Raw genomic sequence first — 22,835 nt, 5'->3', positions numbered from 1 at the left:
TCACGCCGCGTCCAGCAAGAGATAGCTTACATAGCCGACGTACAGTAAGACCATCACAACGCCCTCGACCCGCGTCACTCTTTGATGAGTTCGGAGAACAATCCAAGTCACGATCGCGGCACCAATCATGACAGGAATGTCGAACACTTCGATGGAGCGCAGAACATTGAGGCCGACCGGTGAAACGACGGCCGATACACCAAGCACCGCGAGTATGTTTAGGATTGTACTACCGACCGCATTGCCAATCGCAATTCCACGCTCACCTTTCAAAGTGGCCGCCACGGACGTCACCAATTCAGGCAAGGATGTACCAACGGAAACGATCGTCAGGCCAATCACGGCTTCGGACAGCCCAAAGAACCGCGCGAACGTCACCGACCCAGCGACAAACCATTCGCATCCTAAAATCAATCCACCAACACCGAGGGCCAATATCAGCAACTGCAATGATGCAGCTCCCACCGTACGGCCCCAGGATGCTTCTGGCATCGGCTCTCCTGCGACATCGTCGACGAAGTCTTCGATCGATTCAGGAGCCTTACGTTTGCCCAACTTGTACGAAATTCCGAAGTACACTAACAACGCGACGAGCAGTCCGACTCCGTCAACTTTGTCGATTTGGCCGTCGTATCCGAGTACCCCCATCGCGATACACGTCGCCACCATGAAGGGCGCGTCGAAGGATGTGATCTGACGATCGACGGGCAGCGTTGCCACGATCGCGCTGAATCCTACGATCACCAACATGTTAAACAGATTGCTGCCGACCACATTGCCGATCGTAATATCAGCCTGGCCTTGCATGGCCGTCGCCACGCTGACCGCCATCTCCGGTGCGCTGGTGCCCAGCGAAACCACGGTCAATCCGATGAACAGCGGGCTCAGACGAGCTAAAATTGCCAGCCGTGACGCCCCGCGTACCACGCCCTCGCCGCCCAAGAGCAATAGCAGTGCACCTGCCACAAGTTGTCCGACAGCGAAAAGCATGAGATGCGGCTAGCGAGAGTAAGGAGATGGGGCGAATCGCGGACACACCTACCGTCCGGCACACACCGGCCTACCGTCCGAAACACACCCGCGGTCCAGCGTGACTAGCGGTGAGATTACCAGAGCCGATTCTACTCGTCACCAGCTGATGAAAAGTTTCACTGACGCTTCCGCGACACCTGCTTACAAAAAAACCACGCTATTTTCAAATAACGTGGCCTTTTAAACATAGCGGGAGTCTCCTCCCGCGACACTCCGTCAACGTAGATCTAACTGGGATCGTGCGAATCGTCCCAGAATCCTCCGAGTTGATGGATCGCTGAGTGCAAGCGGCTTTTCACCGTACCGACGGGAATCCCAAGGACTTCCGCAGCTTCGCGATACTTGAGACCGCGATAGTACACCAGCTCGACGACCTGCTGCATGGGTTTCCCCAGCTGGGCGACAGCCTCGTGTACCCATCGTCCGTTTTCTTCACGAGCGGCTTCGGCGAGTGGATCAGCGCTCGCCCCAACCAGTTTCTCCGACCAACTTCCGCCCCGGTCATCGTCCTGCCATCCCCCAGGGCGATCCAAACTTACCATCCGGTGACGCTTGTTCCGTCGCTGCACGTCGATTGCTTGGTTAGTGGCAATCGCATACAGCCACGGCCGGAAACGACGTGTCAGATCGAATTGTTGACACTTCAAATGCACTTGCAAAAAAGTGCCTTGGAACGCATCTTCCGCCATTTCGGCATTTCCCATGTATCGACGCAAGTATGCGTAGATCTCACGTTCATAACGCCGCATCAAAGCCTCATAGACCGCGCGGTCGCCCGATTGGCGATACCTCGAGATGAGTTCTTCGTCAGTGATCTCGTGTTCCGAAGAAGCCGAATCGGTTCCGCTGCGGATAGAATCCGTTTTGCGCGGCGAGACGTTGATCGGCTTTTCTGGAGCGAGAGTGCTCATTGAAAAGTTCATGGGTTCCGTCTGCTTAATAAAAAGGAATGAAAACAGTCACAGCCGCTCGTTCGTAGTAGCTACGAATCCGCGAAAAATGTCCGAAGAAGGCTTGCTTCTCAATCAATAAATGCTCATTAGGTGAGATAACCCGCCGACAAAAACTTCTGTTTCGGCATTTTGACTCAAGATTTGGCGAAATGACGCCGCGTCAGGTATGAAAAATCGAGTGAGTCGTGGATCGCGAAATGCGGAGGCAGTCCACACAACATTATCGCGTCCTCTGACCGGTAAGTCAACCATTCCCCCCGCGCCGGCGCGCGTTAGCAGACCTGGGCGCCCGACCAAATTGCCCCCGCGGAACAATCGCGCCCAGCGCATCGCAGAGCGGCCTATTTGCTGGGCTCGACGAGCTTCCCTTCAAGCAATTGCTCTGCGTCCGCAATGGCTGCTTTCATTACCTCAGCGATTTCAATCATACTGCCGCCGCGATGCTTGCTCGCGAACGCAGCCTGCATGAATGCGTAAATTTCGATCGTTTCCTGGGAAGATACGGGCGGCTCATGGGAGTGAAAGAACTTAGCGACCTCGATGAACAGCGGTTCGTAACCAGCGTAGGAACCGACGTCCATAATTGCCTTATCGCCGAACGCGGTGCCACCATACCCGGAACGCCCTGACTGAATCCCACGGAAGGTACCCACGCGTCCGCCATCCCACGTACCGACCGAAAACTGACACGTTTCCGTTTCAGTGTGCTGTACCGAGAGACAGCCGGTTCCCATGCACGTAAAGAGCGTCTCGACACCGTGGATACCGTACCAGAAGAGGTCCACGTGAGCTGGCTCGAGAGAGCATGGGCTGTAAGTGCTGCATCCAAGGACCCGCCCGATCTTGCCCGCCCGAATTGCTTGAGCTCCCTCGGTGTATCGCAGCGATGATGCGGAGAACATCGGCACCTGGTAGTGCTCGGCGGCTCGAAAGATTGCAATCGTCTCGGCCAAGTTTGAGCCTGTCGGCTTGTCGATGAAGACGGGCTTGCCCGCTTGGAACACTTGCAACGCCTGCTCCAAATGAAGTTGCCCGTCGTTGGTTTCCAGAAACACACAATCGACCTTGCTCAGCAAGTCGGCAATCGAATCAACGATCTCGACCCCCTGCTCTTGAGCCTCTGTCGTGTATTGAGGGATCCGACTAGCGCTGGACTCAATCGTTTGACTACCAAAGGGATAGGCGGCAACCACGCGGAACCCCGCGAAGATCTTGTCAGTCGGTTCCGGATTATTGAAGGTCTTGATAATCGCGGGCGAGTGCGAAGTATCCAATCCAATGATACCCAGCCGAATCTCAGGTGCTGTTTGTTCGGAACTCTGGGCCTGAAGTGGGGAAGATGAAAATCCTGTTGCCACCAACAGACAGGGGAGGACGCAGCAACAGAGGACAGAGAATTTCAAACGCATATCAAGGCTACCGAGTCGAAGTTGAAGGACAGTGCAGGAGTCAACGTTAGCATTCACCCTGCGGAAGTTATCGCGAGGCATGGTCAACGCATCGTTTCGCTCACCCGAAACAAATTGTTCCAGCGATTGGCAGGCGCTACCTGGGATGTGCCGCGAGAAATGGAACTGTGCCCAGCACAAGCCTTTCCCCACTTGGGAGCCCCAGGGCCAGCGGGCGTCCACGGTTCTGCCGGTCGCCGTTGGACGCCGGTTCACCGGCGACAATAGTCTACTAAGTTTTAGACAGCAGACTGCTCTAGCGAACGAATTGGCGACGAGAATTTCCCGCATAAATGCAATACGGCCAGCGAGAAAGTGGAAAAAATCCTCGCTGGCCGGCTGGCTGTGAAAATCAATGGTCCTCGGAGCCATACAGCATAAAATCGTATCCAGACCCCGATGAACGGTGCTGCTAGATACGGTCTCGTCGGTGCTTGGCGGCAGAGCGTTAGACGACCGCTAGAGACGTTCCGAGCGTTACACCGGGGGCTGGCAAGCGACTTGAGCCTTGTAGGTAGGTATCAATCGCTCTTGCTGCGCCGCGGCCTTCGTTAATCGCCCAGACGACTAGGCTTTGACCACGTCGGCAATCGCCAGCGGCAAATACGCCCTCAACGCTCGTGGCGAATTTCCCATACTCGGCTTGGAAGTTACTGCGGCCGTCGGTCTTCATGCCGAGCGATTCCGCCACGTATTGTTCCGGGCCTAAGAATCCCATGGCGAGCAAGATCAACTGGGCGGGCCAGTCCTTCTCGCTGCCGGCGACCTCGCTCATTTGCCAACCGCCTTCGTCGTTCTTGGTCCACTCAACGGCAACGGTTTGGATGCCTCGAAGCTTCCCAGCATCATCCAGCAAGAACTTCTTGCTCAGGATTTGGTATTCACGGGGGTCCTTACCGAATTTAGTTTCGGCTTCCTCGTGCCCGTAATCGACGCGGAACACGCGTGGCCACTCGGGCCATGGATTGTCCGCAGCGCGATCTTCGGCTGGCTTTGGCAATAATTCAAAGTTGACTAGCGAGCGGCAACCGTGTCGGATGCTGGTGCCGATGCAGTCCGTGCCGGTGTCACCACCTCCGATGACGATGACGTCCTTGCCTTCGGCGCTAATGAAATCGTCATTGAGCTTATCGCCGTGAACGCTTTGCTTCGTATTGGCAGTCAAAAACTCCATTGCAAAATGCACGCCCTTGGCCTCGCGACCATCAATCGGCAGATCGCGGGGCTTGGTGGCGCCACAGGCGAGCAGGACGGCATCGTACTGCTCTTGCAGTTCATCGGTTGTAATGTCTTTGCCAACATTCACCCCGGTACGAAACTCGATGCCTTCGGCGACCAGTTTGTCGATACGCCGTTGCAAGACTTTCTTGGATAACTTCATATTGGGAATGCCGTATTGCAGCAGTCCACCGAGCCTGTCGGCCCGCTCGAACACAGTGACGAGATGGCCGACCTTGTTAAGTTGGTCGGCAGCGGCTAGACCCGATGGTCCACTTCCAACGATCGCGACTTTCTTGCCCGTGCGAGACTGAGGGGGTTCCGGCTTAATCCAACCTTCTTCCCAGGCACGGTCGACAATCGCATTCTCGATGTTCTTGATCGTGACGGGAGGATTAGTGATTCCCAGCACGCACGCACCCTCACAAGGGGCGGGACAGGTCCGTCCGGTGAACTCGGGGAAGTTGTTCGTCTTGTGTAGACGCTCGATCGCCTCTTTCCAACGGTTGTTGTAGACGAGATCGTTCCACTCGGGAATTAGGTTGTCTACCGGACAGCCGCTGGCGGATTGGCAAAATGGAACGCCGCAATCCATGCACCGAGCACCTTGGGTGCGCAGTTGGTCGGTCTTATGCTCGGTATAGATTTCGTCGTAATCGTTGATCCGTACGACTGGCAAACGCCATGGCACTTTTTCGCGGTCGAACTCGGTAAATCCGGTGATCTTGCCCATGGTATTGATCCTGTGAAGAGTGATATGCTTGTGGGGTGCGGCAGGTTGAGCAGGCGGGTCTCTGGGAGACTCCGATGCGAGTCTCGGAGAGACTCGCCTACTCATGATCTCTCGGAGAGACTCGCCTACTCATTTGTTGGAATGTCGGAACGTCCTTAAACAGCTGCGGGAACGGATCCGGCGGCTTGTTTCTTCGCGTGCTCCTGCAGAACTCGCTTGTAGTCGACTGGCATGACCTTGACGCATTGAGACAGGAACGTATCCCAGTTCGCCAACGCTTCGGCAGCGACATCACTACCGGTGAAGTCCTGGTGACGTTGGATCATGTCCTTGACCATCGCCTCCTCTTCACCACCCTCGATCTTCTCGAGCTCCACGGTGGCAAGGTTGCAGTTCAAGTTGAAGTCGCCTTGGCGATCCCAGACGTAGGCGATCCCGCCCGACATGCCGGCGGCAAAGTTACGTCCGGTCCAGCCGAGCACGACGACACGTCCGCCGGTCATGTACTCACAACCATGATCCCCGACACCTTCCACGACGGCATTGGCACCGCTATTGCGGACGCAGAACCGTTCGGCAGCACGACCGCTGAAGAATGCGTCACCACTGGTGGCCCCGTACAAACACACGTTGCCAACGATCACATTTTCTGATGAGGAGAAAGTGCGTTCGCGCGGTGGATAGACAACAACCCGCCCACCCGAAAGTCCCTTGCCGACATAATCATTGGCATCACCCTCGAGTTCGATGGTCACACCATGTGCGAGGAACGCTCCGAGGCTCTGTCCGGCGGAGCCGGTCAAATCGATATGGATGGTGTCGTCGGGCAGCCCTTTCTGACCGTGCACCTTGGCGATCTCATGGGACAAAATCGTCCCCACGGTGCGGTTGATGTTGATGATGGGTGAGACGATGCGAACCGGCTCGCCCGTATCAATAGCGGATCTGGCTTCGCCGAGCAGCTTGGTCATATCCAAAGACTTCTCAAGACCATGGTCTTGCTTGCGAGAGCAGATGACGCCCACGTTTTCATGGGGCTTCGCCGCCGGCTTGAGCACTTGGGTGAGGTCCAATCCGTCGCTCTTCCAATGCTTAATTGCCTCGTCTGTCTTCAGCACATCGCTGCGTCCGACCATCTCATCGATCGTCCGGAAACCCAGTTTCGCCATCAGGCGGCGAGCATCTTCCGCAACCATGAACAGATAATTGACAACATGCTCCGGCTTGCCGGTGAACTTCTTACGAAGTTCGCGGTCTTGCGTTGCGATACCCACCGGGCAGGTATTGAGGTGACACTTCCGCATCATGATGCAGCCCAGCGTGATCAGCGGCGCGGTCGCGAAACCGAACTCCTCCGCACCAAGTAACGCGGCGATGACAACATCACGTCCGGTCTTCAGTCCACCATCGGTTTGCAGAACCACCCGACTACGCAGGTCGTTGAGTACAAGCACCTGATGCGTCTCGGCGATCCCAAGTTCCCACGGCAGTCCAGCATGTTTGATGCTCGTTAGCGGTGATGCACCCGTGCCGCCGGTATCACCAGCGATCAAAATGTGATCGGCGTGTGCTTTGGCGACACCCGAAGCGATCACGCCGACGCCAACCTCGCTGACGAGCTTGACACTGACGCGAGCCGAAGGATTGCTGTTCTTCAAATCGTGGATCAGTTGAGCCAGATCTTCGATCGAGTAAATATCGTGGTGCGGCGGAGGACTAATCAGACCAACGCCAGGCGTGCTGTAACGAATGCCGGCGATATAGTCATCAACCTTCTTGCCGGGCAACTCTCCACCTTCGCCGGGCTTCGCCCCTTGGGAGACTTTGATTTGTAACTCGTCGGCGTTGGCGAGATATTCGATCGTAACCCCAAAGCGACCCGATGCGATCTGCTTGATGCTCGACCGCTTGGAGTCGCCGTTTTCCATCGCTTTGAAACGAACGGGATCCTCGCCACCTTCGCCGGTGTTGCTCTTACCGCCCATGCGGTTCATTGCGATCGCCAACGCTTCGTGCGACTCCGCACTGATGCTGCCCAAGCTCATCGCGCCGGTGCAGAATCGTTTGACGATTTCCTTGGCACTCTGCACTTCATCGAGTGGGATGGATGGCCCGGCAACGCCTTCACGGAAACCAAGTAGCCCACGCAGGGTGCAGCGGTTCCGGTTTTCCTCGTTGATCGTATGCGCGAACTGCCAGTAGGCATCTTCGTTGTTGTTGCGTGCTGCGAGCTGCAAACTGGAGATTGATTGTGGACTCCAGGCATGCTTTTCGCCTTCGGCACGCCAGTGATACTCACCGAGGTTGGGTAGCGATGGCAACCGGTCATTGGCCTTCTCGGGATAACCGAGTTCATGTCGACGCAGTGTTTCTTCGGCGAGGATGTCAAACGTAACCCCCTGAATTCGACTGGCGGTGCCCACAAAGCAGCGTTGGATGATCTCGTCTCGCAGGCCGAGAGCCTCAAAGATCTGAGCACCCTTGTAACTCTGCAACGTACTGATGCCCATCTTGGCCATCACCTTTAACATGCCCTTGCCAACTGATTTGCGATAAGCCGCAACGACGGCGTCATCGTCGTAGGCCGGAGGCAGCAGCCCGTCGCGATGGGCCTGCCACAGGGACTCAAATGCAAGGTAAGGATTGATCGCATCAGCGCCATAGCCGATCAACAAGCAATGGTGGTGCACCTCTCGTGCCTCACCCGTTTCAAGCACCAGGCCCACACGGGTCCGCTTGGCTTGAGAGACAAGGTGATGGTGAACTGCACCGGTCGCCATCAAAACGCTGACGGGCACACGATCATGGGATACCGCGCGGTCGGTTAACACGATCAATTGGATGTTGTCATCACAGGCAGCTTCTGCTTCGGCGCAAATCCGATCTAGCGTGTTCTGCAGCCCGGCTTTGCCTTCGCTGCGATCAAAAGTGATGTCGATTGTACGACTGTGCCAGCCTTCGTAATTAATGTGCTTGAGTGTGGCGATCTCCTCGTTCGTCAAGATCGGATGGTCAACCAACAATCGGTGGCAGTGCTGCTCCGTGGCGGCAAGCAGATTCTGTTCCGGGCCGATGTAACACTCCAAGGACATGATCACCTCTTCCCGAATCGAATCGATAGCGGGGTTGGTGACTTGGGCAAATAATTGCTTGAAGTAGTCGTAAATCAGTCGCGGCTTATCCGACAAACATGCTAGCGCCGAGTCGTTCCCCATCGATCCGACTGGATCTCGGGCCTGCTCGACGAGTGGGCGGAGCATGAAGTTCATCGTTTCGGAGGTGTACCCGAACGCTTGCATTCGTGGGAGCAGGGTCTCACCCTCAAAACCATGGGGTTCTTGTTCGGGGTGCAAATCCGCGAGTCGAATGCGCTGCTCCTTGAGCCACTTCCCGTACGGTTTCCGGACCGCAAATTCGCGTTTGAGCTCCTCATCGGGGATCAGACGGCCCTGTTCGAAATCGATCAGGAACATTTTGCCCGGCTGCAGCCGTCCCTTCTCTCGCACGATCGAAGGATCAACGGGCAACACGCCGACTTCGCTCGCCATGATCACACGGTCATCGTGCGTGATGTAATAGCGGCTCGGGCGAAGACCATTGCGGTCGAGCGTTGCGCCGATGTAGTGCCCATCGGTAAACACGATCGATGCAGGACCGTCCCATGGTTCCATCAGGCAGCTAAAGTATTCATAAAACGCCCGCTTTTCCTCTGGCATCGTCTGATGCTTCTGCCATGCTTCCGGCACCATCATCATGATCGCTTCCTGCAGCGTGCGGCCGTTCATCAGCAAGAACTCGAGCACATTGTCGAACGTGCCTGAGTCACTCAAGTGCGGTTCGATGACAGGGAACAATTTCTTCAGCTCATCGCCAAAAATCTCGCTCTCGGCCATCCCTTCGCGTGCACGCATCCAGTTGCGGTTGCCACGCAGCGTGTTGATTTCGCCATTATGGCTCATGAAACGCAGCGGCTGAGCACGGTCCCAACTCGGAAAAGTATTCGTTGAGAAGCGACTGTGGACCATCGCCAGATGGGTTTCGAAATCGTCGTCGCGAAGGTCGGGGAAATACGGCATGACCTGCGCCGGCGTCAACATCCCCTTGTAGATAATCACCTTCGTCGAAAGTGAGCAGACGTAGAACACGAGTGCCTGTTCGAGAGTTTCGCTGCCCCGCAGCGCGTGCGACGCCTGCTTGCGAACCAGATACAGTTTTCGTTCGAATTCCTCTTCGGAGAGGCCATCGGCGGCAGCGATGAACAACTGCTCGATCACCGGTTCGCTGAGGCGGGCGGTCGGTCCGATATCGGCCGCGTCCGCTTGCTGGGGCACATCACGCCATCCGATCAGCTTTTGCCCGGTTTCGGCAACGAGTCTCTCGACAGTGTCTTTGCAGATCTTGCGCTCGGCATCATCGGGCGGCAGAAAGATGAGTCCGGCGGCGAACTTGCCCGCCTCGGGCAAATCTACCCCCAGGTCTGCCTTGGCAACCTTGCGAAGGAACTTGTGCGGCAGTCCGCACAGGATCCCCGAACCGTCGCCGGTATTCGGTTCGCACCCGCAGGCACCGCGGTGATCCATATTCTGCAGAATCGTGTCTGCATCAATGACGGTTTGGTGGCTGGCAACGCCTTTAATGTGAGCGACGAAGCCGACCCCACAGGCATCCTTTTCCATTTCTGGATCATAGAGACCTTGGGCCGATGGTAAATGATATCGATTGAGTGGATTCATCGTCGTTGTGTTGCTGGCTAGAGTGAAGAGATTTTAATCGGAACGAACTAAATCAGCACGGATGCCGCACGATCGTTCGATTCGCATTTGTCGCGGTCCGCCTTGGCCGCCTCCGTTTTGGTGAGCAGGTCATGCTCCATTTCGTGGCCCAGCAAGAGCGAGCCGAATTCAGTTGCCGCGCGGCTCAATGTGCCGCGTTTTCGAAAGATGATTCCTAGTGGACGAACCATCTGAATTTCGCGGCACGCAATGACGCGCAAAGTACCGTTGGCTGTCTCGCGCCGCACCGCCGCCTCCGGGATAATCCCCAGTCCCCGGTTGGCCTGGATCGCACGCACGATCGAGTCGCAATTATCGAACTCCATCGTCGTCACCACCGAGATGCCCGCTGCCTTGAGGCATTGATCGATCGCTTGTCGCAGGACCAGCCCACGTTCAAACCCGATCATATCGACGCCTCTTAATCGCGAAGCGGGAATCTCCGTTTCGCTAGCGAGCACATGCTCTGCCGAGCAGACCAAACGCATGGGCTCGGACTGCCACGGGATTGTACCGAGAATCTTGGTCGCCCGCGGGAAGCTAACCAATCCAAAGTCAACTTTGTTTTCCAGGACCAGTTCGACAACCCGTTGGCTCGAACCGAACTCGGTTCTCACACAGACATTGGGGTGATTTTCCTCAAATGCCTTCGTCGCCTCCGGCATGTAACTCAGGCCTACCGAGTACACCGTCCCCACCGTGACCGTGTCACTGCGCCGCCGATCGTGGTTCTGTACCTGCTCGACCAGTTCCTTGTACTGACCAACGATGTTTCGGACACCGCGCCAATAGATCTGGCCCGCCTCAGTAAGCGCTAACGGCCGCTTGGAACGATCAAACAACTTGGTACCCAACGAATCTTCCAGATGTCCGATCGATTGACTGACCGCACTCTGGGTGACACCGGCCGCCTCGGCAGCTTTTGAGAAGCTCCGCTGGTCGGCAACGTGACAGAAAAGTTCGAAGGTTCGTAGCTGCAAATGTGTGCTCTATTAGATAATTTGATAGCGACGGTTTGAATCGTAAGATCGGCTAATGAGAGAAGATTAGCTAGCAAACTGGCCGTCGTCAAGAGTGACGAGTTTTCCAGATGCGCCCGCGGTCCAGAGCCGAGGTTGGGAGCGGTCGCCAGGCGGCGATCACTCCCGGAGCAGGTTCGCTGTCGCCTGTCGCAGTCGGTCCCATTCGGTGGCCTTCACACCTGGGTATTGTGACGTGCCCGCATCCGCCTCGTGCGTTTGGACGACGGTGGCCGCGAGCCCCACAAATTGCTGGACAAATGCGCTCCGCTGCGTCCGTGTCCAGCCCTTTCGGGCCTGGAGTAGATTCAGATACTCGATCAATTGCTGGGCGTCCCGGAACGCTTTTAAACGCATCGAGTGCCGGATCTCTGGTATTCCCTGGTCTCCCTGATCGAAAATGAACAGCCCAAATTGGTCTGCCTCAACCAACGCCTGACCATCTTTGTTGATCGTCTGCCACGGGACGACACCCGTGGCCCCGCCACTCCACGCATCGAGCGACCAAGCCTGAATGTCGCGGTTGCTCTGGTGCACATGGTTGGCGCTGCCGTACACCCACACCCGCAGGCCATCGCGATCCGCCCGATCGGTCAATAATCGTCGATATTTTTCAAAAGCGGAGGCGGAAACCACCCACAGGTCATCTCGCCCGTCGAGCTGACCTCGGCAAAACTCCGGTCGAGAAATGTCGATACGAAAATCGATCTTCACCCCTGGCGTCCACTGGGAACTCTCCCGCTCGCGCCCCACATCGGTCAGTCCGCCATAGTACCTCAATGCCCGATAGTCCCAGTAACTGGCGGGCTCGTCCAAGATCCAAGGAGCCTTGGTAAGTTCCTCGCGAGAACCCTTGTTGTTAAAGTAGATTTGGAATCCGGTGTCGTTCCAGCCCCTCGATTGGGCGAGCTCCACAAAATCGCTTAGCACATTGACGTAGGTGTCCGCGTACTCTGGCGTCGCTTCGAAGGCACGGTAAGCATCAGCATCCCCGTTGTAATAGGCACGGCAATTTAACGGCCAACTCTCATGGAAGCTGAGATAGAATCCTGGCGCGGGAATCGGCCCACGATGTCCATTCTCGAACAGCGAGCCATCGAGATACGGTCCGAATGCGGTGGCGAAATCGTCCCAATAAGCGTGTTTTGCTCTCGGCTCGATGTCGTCGTATCGCCGATTGTCCATCCGGCGTCCAGATCGCATCCGCATGTCGAGATTGGTTTTGTGGGCACCCGGTGCGGCGGTGTGGTGCGAGTAGTGCAGGATATTCACGTGCACCCGGTGATCATAAGCAATCTGCTGGAGTGCCTCGTATTGTTCGACGGAGTCGGGCAGTCCATACCCGTTCATTTCACAAAAGAAACTCGCGGCACGTGGGATCGCAAATGGCAGGATCTCAATTTCGATCGGGATGACGCGACCATCTGAGACCTGGACCGTGCCTCGCTGCATACCCGGCTTGGCATCAAAGGGAACGTAGATATCCGCCACGATGGTGCTGTCCTGGTCGGGCGTCAGCGTGATTGAATCGCCGACCGGTAACAGCGGATCGGGGATGCGGCGGCCATGGGCTGAGACATAAACCGCTTCAAACCAATCGACCCGAGGTTGCAACGAATCCAACGCGAGTTCAAGCGAGACAGTCCTTTCGCCGCGGAGTAGCATTTGAAAGCTGATGACCTCGCCCGCCGCCGCGGATAAGCGAATCCGCTCACCATTGAAGGTCGAATTGCGGTGGCGGTACCCCTCAGGCAGATCTCCAACGGGTTGCCCTTCGATGTCATACTTGTCCGCGACCGGAATGACACTCACCCGTGAGATCGACGCGTCCGCCTTCGCGGGTTCCCCGGTGTCGTTGATCGCTCCGCCGATCGGACTGCTCATCCGACGCAAAGGAATCCGCACCGCCTCCGCTTCACTGTGCTGCCCCGTGCAACTGCGTGCGATCACCTTCACGTCAAGATGATCACGCCCCAAACTGCCTTCCGGTAGATCTCGAATCAAGATCGTCTGCTGCTCGCCTTGCACGGCAAGCGGAATGTTGTGTCGCCCCAGTGGTTCGCCATTGATCGAAACACCGTAGGCAAAGGAATGAGCCGAAGGTGTCACCAGGACTTTCTTGGTTGCCTTGAACACAGACCAGCGTTGCTTTCTCAACGCGTTTGCCTGCGAGTTCTCGCATATCGAACGCCATCGCGACGATGTGCTGGTTACCTTTTATGCGAATTCGCCCCTGCGTGCCGGCATTCTCCTCCCACTCACCGTCGACCATCACGATGGAATTGTCTTGCGTCACCGGTAAACGAATCGTCTCCGCTGGTGAGGCGCCCGCCGCAATCAACATGGCGACGAGGCAAGAATACAGACGCATTGACGAACTCCAGTGAGACGCTGCAGGAGCACCATTGAGTGCCCCGTCTCCTTGGCGAAGGAGGCTGCGAGGCATTGAAGTGCGTGTAAGTTAACGAGTTACTTCGCCCTCCCAGCGAACCTGGGCTGGGTAAAGGCGAGGAAACACGTGCCCACGTGTAACTGAAAAGCCGCACAACCTCAAGCGTGGGGAGAGTTTGGATTAATATTCTTTCCAGCCGCAATCGCATGCCGGCTCACTAAGCAGCATCGTCCAGAATCAAGACTTCGTTCTGAATCGGCCGCTGCCAATCCGCGCCGCAGTGTTCACAGGCAAGCATATCGACTCGGCGTTGTTTTCCGCAGTGGTCGCAACCACGTCGATGCACACGGCGATAAATAGCCAATATCGCTAGTGGAGCAATCAAACTCAGCAGTAAGGCAGACACCGACCACAACGTGGTCTGCTTGCGTGATAGTCCGCGCTGAAAAGATACTCGCCGCGTGAGCCAAACCGCTAGCACCGTCACTAACGCGAAGCTGATCGCAAGCGTTGTGAATTGGATCGGATATGACAAGAGGCTATTCCAAGTCGGACTTGAGTTCCCGCCTACAAGGGTGCCCCACGTTGCCAATCCCGCAATCACAACTCCCAAGGCGCCCGGCGTCAGTCCCAGGCAAACAAAAGTCCACTGAAAACGATCGACATCGGTTTCTTGAATGGGCAGGGACTGCGATTGGAAGTTGATTGCAACAAAATCTCCCTCAGCAGGGATGCGGTAGATTTCCTTCGTCCTGAACGTGTGTGTCGACAAATACAAAACGTTATCGGCCAGTCCCACTTGTAGATTGACGCTCGGTACGAGTGATTGAGGAACGGTGTATGTATTGACCCGTTTTGGCGTGATCGAGCCAGCCGTGAGCGGTTGAAGAATGTTGTAACTTTGCATCCGTTCAACGTCTCCGGGTTCCTTATACCACGTGTCTGCTCCCGACTCGTCGACAAACTCGTACTCCAAGATCTCGTTCCCGTCGCGTAGCAGCAGCCGTGGTGCTCGTGATCTGCCAATGCTTACCAATGCTGCTGAGTCAATGGGCTGGTCAATGATCTGCTGGATTGACTCCAGCGACCCATCGAGCACATACACACCGTGGCCGTCGATCAGCGGCACGCTGTATCCGGCACTACGAAAATCACTAAATACCGAACTACCAATCTCCGGGTCAGAGGTGAACGGGACGCCTGCGATCGTCCCCGCCCGATGGATGCCGTCCGTCGCAATCGTATGGCTCCAGCGAGAACCGATGCTCAAATCGTATCCGACTAAATAGCGTCGAGTGTCGTAGAAGTACCACGTCGAACTTTGGTCGAGATTGCTGGGCCCCGCGAAGAATCCGTCGGACTGACGGTATGTATTTTGGAGGCGTACCATCGACGCGAAACGCGTAAATTCGTCGTTGATATTAAGTTTTTTCAAAGCGTCCACGGTTCCGCCATTTCTAATCGCTGATCCGCCGATAGCACGCTCTGCGTATCCTCCACTTTGCAAGCGATGATCCTGCAGGTAGGTCACTACCCACGGTTCGCCCGTCTGCTGGTTGACCGCCAGCTGTGCAAATGGACGTGGTACATACTCCCGCGAACGCTGGTTAACCTCGAGTATCGTGAAACAAAGAGTGAGCACGAACGAGTAGCACACCGCGGCGGAGATAAACAAATAGGACGGAAGCAACCACTGACCGCGCAGCCTTGAGTTCGTATGTGCAGAAGGCGGCGCGGTAATTGAGCCCCGCCAATTTTGTCGCGACGTCGCAATCAACCATGCCAACAGTATCAGGGTCAACCAAGTGGAAGTCGCTGACATCGATAGTCCGCCACCTTTTAGCACATGGAAGAAAACGAACAGAACTCCGGCAGCGGGCAATAGCGGAAACACCCGCGTCTCCCACCACGAGGCACTTCGCGACATCATCAACATCGCTGCAGGATGCATCGCGAATGCCGCCATCGCAAAGACAAGGGACGGGACGACTTGGGCTGGACGCATCGGGTACCGACTCATCCCCTCGTACCACACCCAGGCCGCCAAGATCACTACAGGTATGATGACAGAGATCGCGTAGAGTGCGAAACCAGCAACTGTTTTGGCGAGAAAGATCTGGCTAGACGTGATACCGCGATGATTCAAATAAGCGGCAGCACCAGGTTGCAAATCACGGTAGGACTGCACGATACCTAAGGCAAAGGCGAGCAGCGGGGTGACAATCGCTAACTGCGTCAGCAGAACATTCGCGAGCAAACCACTGGGGTTGTGCAAATCAGGATGAGCCAGCCAGCAGGCGGAGCCGATCACGAGCAGTCCCACGGGTAACCAGCGGACGTTCTCTCTCAGTTCTTTCCAAAGAATTGGTTTCATGATGCGTCCTCGGTATAGAACGAGTGATAAACTCGGGAACGAGATAGATAGGCGAGTACCGCGTCTTCGAATGTTACTTCGACCGGCTCGATGACACTGTTCTCAATAGCTGCCAAAGCAGCGTGCGTATCGTCGCCCGGGTCGACCACTGTCAGTTGCCAGCGTTCGCCCACCGGGCGGCAATTGACAAACCGTGGGATTGGAATCGGCGTGGATAGGGCTTCGGAGGTCGTTGGCGAAGCCGGCGCCTCGATGACCCAAGACGCGATCCGGTTGCGGAAGTCATCGATGGTGGTGTTGACGACCATCATGCCGTCGACCATCAGAGCGACGCGGTCGGCGACCCGTTCGACATCGTCGAGCAAGTGACTGCTCAACAGCACCGAGCGCTCGCCCGATTCGCAAAACTCGAGAATGGTTTCGTTGAGCGCCCGGCGACTGACTGGATCCAGCCCAAGGGCGGGGTCATCGAGAATCAGCAGCACGGGATTGCTCGCTAGAGTCGAGGCCAACGAAACGCCCGCTCGCTGGCCACGGCTGAGCCACGCGACTTTGGCATCGCTATCAATTCCGAATCGGCGTATCGAACGTTCGAAGAAGCCACCGTCCCACTGAGGATGGGTTTCACGCCCAAACCGCTCGCACTCGCGAACCCGCATCCAGGGATAGAGGAAGTGCCCCTCGACCGTATGTCCAATCCGCGCTCGATCGCTCGGGGTCAGCTCGCGGCTGTCTGTGCCGAGTACTTCACAAGAGCCTCGCGTTGGTTCCAGCAGTCCGAGCAGCATTCGGATCGTGGTGGTTTTCCCAGCCCCGTTGAGTCCGAGCAGACCAACGATTTGGCCGCGTGGGACGGCAAAGTCGAGATCGTGGACAACCGGTCTGCTGCCGAAGTAGCGGGTCAGCCGGTGCGTGCGAATGACGTCAGTGTCAGACATTTTCGTTACCTCGAGAATTGAATTGATCGAGTTTGCCACGCATCCGATCGAGAATCTCGTCGCTGGAGAAATCGAGCCGGATTGACTCGTTGATCGCGGTCTCGAGAGCTTCATCGAGTCGTCGGAGCCGCTCGGTATGCGAGTACACGTTGCGACGCTCGGCCACGAACGCGCCGCGGCCGGGCTGCGTTTCCAGCACACCGTCGCCAGCCAATTCTGCATAGGCCTTGGCCACGGTATTGGGATTGACGACCAGTTCTTTGGCCAGGGCCCGAACACTCGGCAGCGGATCACCAACGGACAACTCTCCCGCTGCGACGGCCCGGCGAACCTGGTCGGCAATCTGACGATAGATCGCGGCACCACTGCCTGGGATCACTCGAATTTGCATCAACCACCCTCCGCCGAAGTCGGACACACGCCTGTACTGTAACACATAGTACAGTTAGGTCGGTGGATAGTCAATCGTGTGTGGTTGAAAATTGCCGAGCGCGTCGATCCGTTCTCCACCGGCTCGTGTCTGGGGTGTTCTGAATTGCATTGCGATTCAAGAACTCCTGGTATCATGAGAGCCATGAACAGTAAGAATGGATCCCGCGTCGCCTGGCAGATTGCCGTAATCATCATCGTGATGGCAACTTGTCTTCGCATGATGGGGCGACAGTGGTGGTGCCGTTGCGGGACTTGGGTTCCCTGGTCATGGGACATCCAAACGAGTCACAACTCGCAGCATTTGCTCGATCCCTATTCCTTCACGCATGTTTTGCACGGAATCATCTTTTTCTGGTTGCTGACATGGTTATCTCCTCGGATTTCTCAGAGTGGGCTTGCCGCACCGACCCGTCTACTCATCGCTGCGCTCATCGAAGCGGCTTGGGAGATTCTCGAGAACTCGCCTTGGATCATTGATCGCTACCGTGAATCCACAATTTCGCTGGACTACTACGGTGACTCGATTGCCAACTCCATCAGCGATGTTATCGCGTGCCTGCTCGGTTATTTTCTGGCCTCAAAATTCCGACTTCGTTGGTCACTGGGATTCATTCTGCTTACAGAAGTTGTCCTGCTGTTGACGATCCGAGATTCCCTCCTACTCAACGTGATCATGCTGGTTTGCCCAGTCGAGGCAATCAAACAGTGGCAGTCGGAAAAATAGCTGCGGGTTGAAACTGTTCTCGCGTTCTCCCACAGCGCACCGATCCCATGGTGCCGAGCATGATTGCTATTGCCGTGGTGAGGGGGCATACTGTGAGGTTCTGGTTCGCAGGTCGAACCAGCCCCGCCTCAACATCCCACCTCAGTCGAATCGGTTCTGACGCCATGTTCCATTGGTTGTCCTCACGATACGCAACTCGCCTTTCCTCAGCAGTCGTGCTGCTAGGGCTCTCGAGCGGCTTCGCGGCTGCCACCGAACCGCCATACTTCGAGACTGAGATCCGACCAATTCTGCGTGAGTTTTGTTTCGATTGCCATGGAGCGGTGGAGGAACTTGAGGGCGGCTTGGACTTGCGGCTGGTTCATCGAATGGTTTCCGGAGGCGACTCGGGCGAAGCGGTGGTGCCTGGTGATCCCGACGCGAGTTTGTTACTCAGCCGTGTGCGAGACGGTGACATGCCACCCGGCGAAGCGCACGTTCCCGAGGCGAAGATTGCTATTCTAGAAGATTGGATTCAGCGGGGGGCAGCAACCCTTCGCGATGAACCCACAGACCTTGCGCCGGGCATTCCGATCACCGAGGAAGAGCGAAACTATTGGGCGTATCAACCGCTCCCTGAGGTGGTCGTTCCCACCGATGCTGACGACGCGGCCATCCACTCGCCCATCGACGCGTTGATCGCTGCTGAGATGCCCGCCGGCTTATCCTTTTCGGAAGACGCAGACCGCTTCACGGTGATTCAGCGGGCGTACGCTGACCTGTTGGGGTTGCCACCGACCGTGGAGCAGCTGGATGTGTGGCGACACGATCCCGATCCGCGATGGTTTGAACACTTGGTAGATCAGCTGCTGAGTTCGCCACATTATGGCGAGAGGTGGGCGCGACATTGGCTCGACGCGGCCGGGTACGCTGACAGCGACGGCTACACTGCGGCGGATACCAACCGCGATTGGGCGTGGCGTTACCGGGATTACGTGATCGCATCGTTCAATGAAGACAAACCGTTTGATCAGTTCATCGTGGAGCAACTGGCTGGTGACGAACTTGCTGGGCCAAAAGTGGGTGACTGGACGGACCACCAAATCGAGTTGTTGAGTGCGACCGGATTTTTGCGAATGGCTGCCGACGGTACGGGCAGCGGTGACGATAGTCCCGAAGCGAGAAATAAGGTGATCGCCGACACGCTGCAAATCGTGTGTTCGACTTTACTGGGTTCGAGCGTTCATTGTGCTCAGTGCCATGACCACCGCTATGACCCGATCTCCCACGCTGACTACTTCGCATTGCGGGCGGTCTTTGAGCCGGGATTGGACTGGCAAGCTTGGAAGCCGCCGGCGGCCCGTCTGGTTTCCCTGGCAACCGAACAGGATCTCGTCGATGCGGCGAAAATTGAGAGCGAGGTTGGCATCGTCGCAGCAGAGCGGGCGAGTCAACAAGCTGCTTTCATTGAGGAAGTGTTCGAGCAGGAGTTGATGAAGTTCGACGAACCACTTCGCACCCAATTGCGCACGGCCTATGAGACCGCGGACGACGAGCGTGATGCCGACCAGAAGACTCTCTTGGCCAGTCACCCGAGTATCAACATCACGCCCGGCGTCTTGTATCAATACCGTCCGGACGCGGCGGCCAAGTTAAAAGAATTTGACGCCAAGATTGCTGAGTTGCGTGCTGGCAAGCCGGTCGAAGAGTTTATCCAGGCCTTCGTCGAGCCACCGGGGCATGCGCCGGTAACCTACCTCTTTCACCGCGGCGATTTCAATCAGCCGAAACAGGAGATTCAGCCAGCGGCATTAACCGTTGCAGCTGCCGAGGGCGCGCGGGTGACGTTTCCGCTCGATGATCCGAAGTTGCCCACAACGGGGCGCCGGCTGGCGTTCGCCAACTATTTGACCGATGGCGGCAATCCACTGACCGCGCGGGCGATCGTCAACCGCGTTTGGATGCACCACTTTGGTCGCGGCATCGTGGCGACGCCGGGAGAGTTTGGTCGTTTGGGCGACGAGCCCTCGCATCCCAAATTGCTTGATTGGCTGGCGCGAGACTTCGTCGATCATGGCTGGAGCTTGAAACGCCTCCACCGACAGATCCTGACATCGAAAAGTTGGAGACAAAGCTCACTGCGTCGACCGGAGGGCGAAGCGCTCGATCCTGAAAATCAGTATTACTGGCGAAAGTCACTGCAGCGCGTTGACGCGGAAGTTTTACGTGACTCGGTGTTGGCCGCGGCAGGGACACTCGACCTAAAATTGTTTGGGCCACCGGTGGAGATCGCCGAGGACGAAACCGGCCAGGTCCGTGTGGATGCCGACCAACCGCGACGTAGCGTTTATGCGCGAGTGCGGCGGAGCCAACCGGTAGGCATGCTGCAGGTATTTGACGCGCCGGTGATGGGAGTCAATTGTGAGGTGCGAACAGTATCGACCGTCGCGCCGCAATCGTTGATGATGCTCAATGGTGACTTCGTCCTCGAGCACGCTGGTCTTGTGGCTGAGCGAGCCGTCCAACGCGCCGCAGATAATGCTGACGCGCTCGATGTGGACGCCGCATCATGGTTACCGAACATGCCCACGCCGACGTGGTGCTACGGGTCGGGCACGATCGATGACGAGAACGGACTGCTGGGCGAGCTGGTAGAGTTGCCACACTTCACGGGAACGAGCTGGCAGGGCGGCCCGACGGCACCGGACCCTCAATTTGGCTGGGTGATTTTGAACGCTAATGGTGGTCATCCCGGGAATCCATCGCAGCCTGCAATCCGCCGTTGGGTGGCACCCGCAGAGGGTCAACTCAGCATTGCGGGAACGCTGCAACACGGGAGTGACAATGGTGATGGCGTTCGCGCCCGGGTTTTTTCCGCGAACGGACTGCACGGCACGTGGCAGATCAAGAAGGGATCAGTCGATACGCCGGTGAGCTCCTGGGCAGTCCACGCGGGAGATTCGATCGACTTCGTTATCGACTGCTTGGAAAATGAATCATCGGACTCCTTCACGTGGCCGTTGAAATTGACCTTCACGCGGACCGATGGAGAGCTGGTGCTTTATGATTCCGTAACTGGTTTTCATGGTCCTGAAACCGATCTCGCTCTCTTGCCGGCGCAAATCAATGCCGCCTGGGAAATTGTTCTATCTCGCCCCGCCAGCACTGCGGAGTTGGAGTTGTCGCTGCAGTTTGCTGCCGATCAGTTGGCACTGATGTCCCGCGATGCCACCGGCACTTTATCTGGCCGATCACGCGCGCAGCAGGTGCTCGTCAATATTTGCCAAATGCTGCTTAATTCGAACGAATTCCTCTACACCGAATGACTTTGGAACGCCCGAATATGGATTCCTATCAACCAGCTGATACGCGCCGCCGATTCCTGCAACAAACCGGAATGGGCGTGGGAGCATTGGCGCTGCAGTGGATGATCGCCCAAGAGTCGGCGACGGCCATGCCTCCCATCTTGAAAGACAAGCCGCCGAGTGATCTGCATCCCCGCAAGCCGCATTTTGCGTCGCGTGCGAAGGCCATGATCTCGTTGTTCCAACATGGCGGGCCTTCGCACATGGACCTGACCGATCCCAAACCAGAGCTGACCCGCTTCGACGGGACGGACTACTCCGGCGAAATCCAATTTTCATTTGTCAATGAGGCCAGTAAGAAGTTATTGGGTAGTCCTTTTCATTTTCAAAAGCACGGGAAGTGTGGCACTGAACTATCGGAGCTGTTGCCGCACACTGCGGGCGTTGTCGATGACATCTGTTTGATTCGCAGCATGCACACAGGGGCGAATGGGCACGAAGTTTCCATCCGCTACTTTCACGGTGGTATCCCGGCGGTCTTGGGGCGGCCCACGTTCGGTTCGTGGCTGACCTATGCATTGGGTAGTGAGTCGCAAGAGCTACCAGCGTTCATGGTCTTGGCGGACCCCGGCGGGCCCCCGGTCGATGGCGCAACGAATTGGAGTAACGGATTCATGCCCTCGATGTTTCAGGGTACGGTCCTTCGTCCGACGGAGCCGAGAATATTCAATTTGCAACCACCATCGCATTTGGCAGGCGCTTACCAACGCCAGAACCTTGACCTCCTCCAGCAACTGAATCAACAGCATCTCGAGTCACATCCGGGTGAATCCGATCTCGAGGCACGTATCGCCAGCTACGAACTCGCCGCCCGCATGCAAACGGCGGCAACAGATGCACTGGATATCTCACAGGAAACCGCCAACACGCACTCGATGTACGGCTTGGATCATCCCGAGACTCGCGAGTACGGCACTCGCTGCTTGTTGGCACGGCGATTGGTCGAGCGGGGCGTTCGGTTCGTTCAACTATTTCACAGCGGCCAGCCCTGGGACAATCACAGCAGCATCAGAAGCGGTCTAACATCGATCTGTCGCAAGACGGACCAGCCGACGGCGGCGCTGGTTGCCGATCTGCGACAACGCGGGCTGCTTGACACCACACTGGTCCATTGGGGCGGCGAAATCGGACGTCTACCCGTCACTCAAGATCACGGCGCCGCCGAAAAGGCGGGCCGCGATCACAATGGTCAAGGCTTCAGCATTTGGCTCGCCGGCGGCGGCATTCGTGGCGGCATGACGTTTGGGAAAACAGACGACTTTGGACACCATGCGATCGAAAACATCGTCACACCGAACGACTTCCAAGCTACCGTCATGCATCTGTTCGGTTTGCACTACGAGCAGGTCGTCTACCCACATGGCAACCAAGAACAAATCGTGACTGCTCACCGCCCCGCCCGAGTCGTTCACGAAGTGATTGTCTAGCGTCAGTCAATCGGCTCATCCTCTTTCGA

General features: G+C 56.7%; 13 protein-coding genes. 3 read left to right on the top strand and 10 right to left on the bottom strand.

What is annotated here, in order from left to right; translation table 11 throughout:
* From Poly21_RS23645 to Poly21_RS23600, 10 genes are all read right to left on the bottom strand, one after another.
* Nucleotides 1-990, bottom strand: coding sequence for a calcium/sodium antiporter (locus Poly21_RS23645; RefSeq protein ID WP_146409554.1), 990 nt, complete (start codon nucleotides 988-990; stop codon nucleotides 1-3).
* Between the two features lie 269 nt (nucleotides 991-1,259).
* The gene (locus Poly21_RS23640) at nucleotides 1,260-1,955 is read right to left on the bottom strand and encodes an RNA polymerase sigma factor (RefSeq protein ID WP_146409553.1); all 696 of its coding nucleotides are present in this window, start codon (nucleotides 1,953-1,955) and stop codon (nucleotides 1,260-1,262) included.
* 371 nt (nucleotides 1,956-2,326) lie between these two features.
* On the bottom strand, nucleotides 2,327-3,394 hold the full coding sequence (locus tag Poly21_RS23635) for a Gfo/Idh/MocA family protein (RefSeq protein WP_146409552.1): 1,068 nt from the start codon (nucleotides 3,392-3,394) through the stop codon (nucleotides 2,327-2,329).
* Between the two features lie 487 nt (nucleotides 3,395-3,881).
* Entirely contained in the window at nucleotides 3,882-5,384 is a 1,503-nt protein-coding gene (locus tag Poly21_RS23630; RefSeq protein ID WP_146409551.1) for a glutamate synthase subunit beta, read from the bottom strand.
* A gap of 155 nt (nucleotides 5,385-5,539) precedes the next feature.
* On the bottom strand, nucleotides 5,540-10,117 hold the full coding sequence (gene gltB / locus Poly21_RS23625) for a glutamate synthase large subunit (RefSeq protein WP_146409550.1): 4,578 nt from the start codon (nucleotides 10,115-10,117) through the stop codon (nucleotides 5,540-5,542).
* Nucleotides 10,118-10,164: 47 nt separating this feature from the next.
* Nucleotides 10,165-11,136 (bottom strand): LysR family transcriptional regulator, encoded by a 972-nt coding sequence (locus tag Poly21_RS23620; RefSeq protein WP_146409549.1) that lies wholly within the window; start codon nucleotides 11,134-11,136, stop codon nucleotides 10,165-10,167.
* 159 nt (nucleotides 11,137-11,295) lie between these two features.
* The gene (locus Poly21_RS23615; protein ID WP_302120374.1) at nucleotides 11,296-13,332 is read right to left on the bottom strand and encodes a hypothetical protein; all 2,037 of its coding nucleotides are present in this window, start codon (nucleotides 13,330-13,332) and stop codon (nucleotides 11,296-11,298) included.
* A 452-nt stretch (nucleotides 13,333-13,784) separates the two neighbouring features.
* On the bottom strand, nucleotides 13,785-15,941 hold the full coding sequence (locus Poly21_RS23610) for a hypothetical protein (protein WP_146409548.1): 2,157 nt from the start codon (nucleotides 15,939-15,941) through the stop codon (nucleotides 13,785-13,787).
* Nucleotides 15,938-16,879 carry an ABC transporter ATP-binding protein gene (locus Poly21_RS23605; RefSeq protein WP_302120372.1) on the bottom strand — a complete coding sequence of 314 codons (942 nt, stop codon included), beginning with the start codon at nucleotides 16,877-16,879 and terminating at the stop codon, nucleotides 15,938-15,940. Before Poly21_RS23605 ends, Poly21_RS23610 begins: the two co-directional genes overlap by 4 nt.
* Nucleotides 16,872-17,270: a GntR family transcriptional regulator gene (locus Poly21_RS23600; RefSeq protein WP_146409546.1), complete on the bottom strand. Its 399-nt coding sequence runs from the start codon at nucleotides 17,268-17,270 to the stop codon at nucleotides 16,872-16,874. Before Poly21_RS23600 ends, Poly21_RS23605 begins: the two co-directional genes overlap by 8 nt.
* 183 nt (nucleotides 17,271-17,453) lie before the next feature.
* On the opposite strand from Poly21_RS23600, the gene Poly21_RS23595 reads away from it, so the two are divergent.
* The 3 genes from Poly21_RS23595 to Poly21_RS23585 all read left to right on the top strand — a co-directional run bounded on the left by Poly21_RS23595 (nucleotide 17,454) and on the right by Poly21_RS23585 (nucleotide 22,806).
* Nucleotides 17,454-18,035 carry a DUF2585 family protein gene (locus tag Poly21_RS23595; RefSeq protein WP_302120370.1) on the top strand — a complete coding sequence of 194 codons (582 nt, stop codon included), beginning with the start codon at nucleotides 17,454-17,456 and terminating at the stop codon, nucleotides 18,033-18,035.
* A gap of 164 nt (nucleotides 18,036-18,199) precedes the next feature.
* Nucleotides 18,200-21,340: a PSD1 and planctomycete cytochrome C domain-containing protein gene (locus tag Poly21_RS23590; RefSeq protein WP_146409545.1), complete on the top strand. Its 3,141-nt coding sequence runs from the start codon at nucleotides 18,200-18,202 to the stop codon at nucleotides 21,338-21,340.
* Nucleotides 21,337-22,806: a DUF1501 domain-containing protein gene (locus tag Poly21_RS23585; protein ID WP_302120368.1), complete on the top strand. Its 1,470-nt coding sequence runs from the start codon at nucleotides 21,337-21,339 to the stop codon at nucleotides 22,804-22,806. The genes Poly21_RS23590 and Poly21_RS23585 overlap by 4 nt, the downstream gene beginning before the upstream one ends.
* The last annotated feature ends 29 nt before the right edge of the window (nucleotides 22,807-22,835 follow it).

Origin of the sequence: Allorhodopirellula heiligendammensis (assembly GCF_007860105.1) — a bacterium.
In the GTDB taxonomy this organism is placed as follows: Bacteria; Planctomycetota; Planctomycetia; order Pirellulales; family Pirellulaceae; genus Rhodopirellula; species Rhodopirellula heiligendammensis.
The sequence above is the reverse complement of the archived record's forward strand: the minus strand, read 5'-3'. Positions and strand labels throughout refer to the sequence as shown.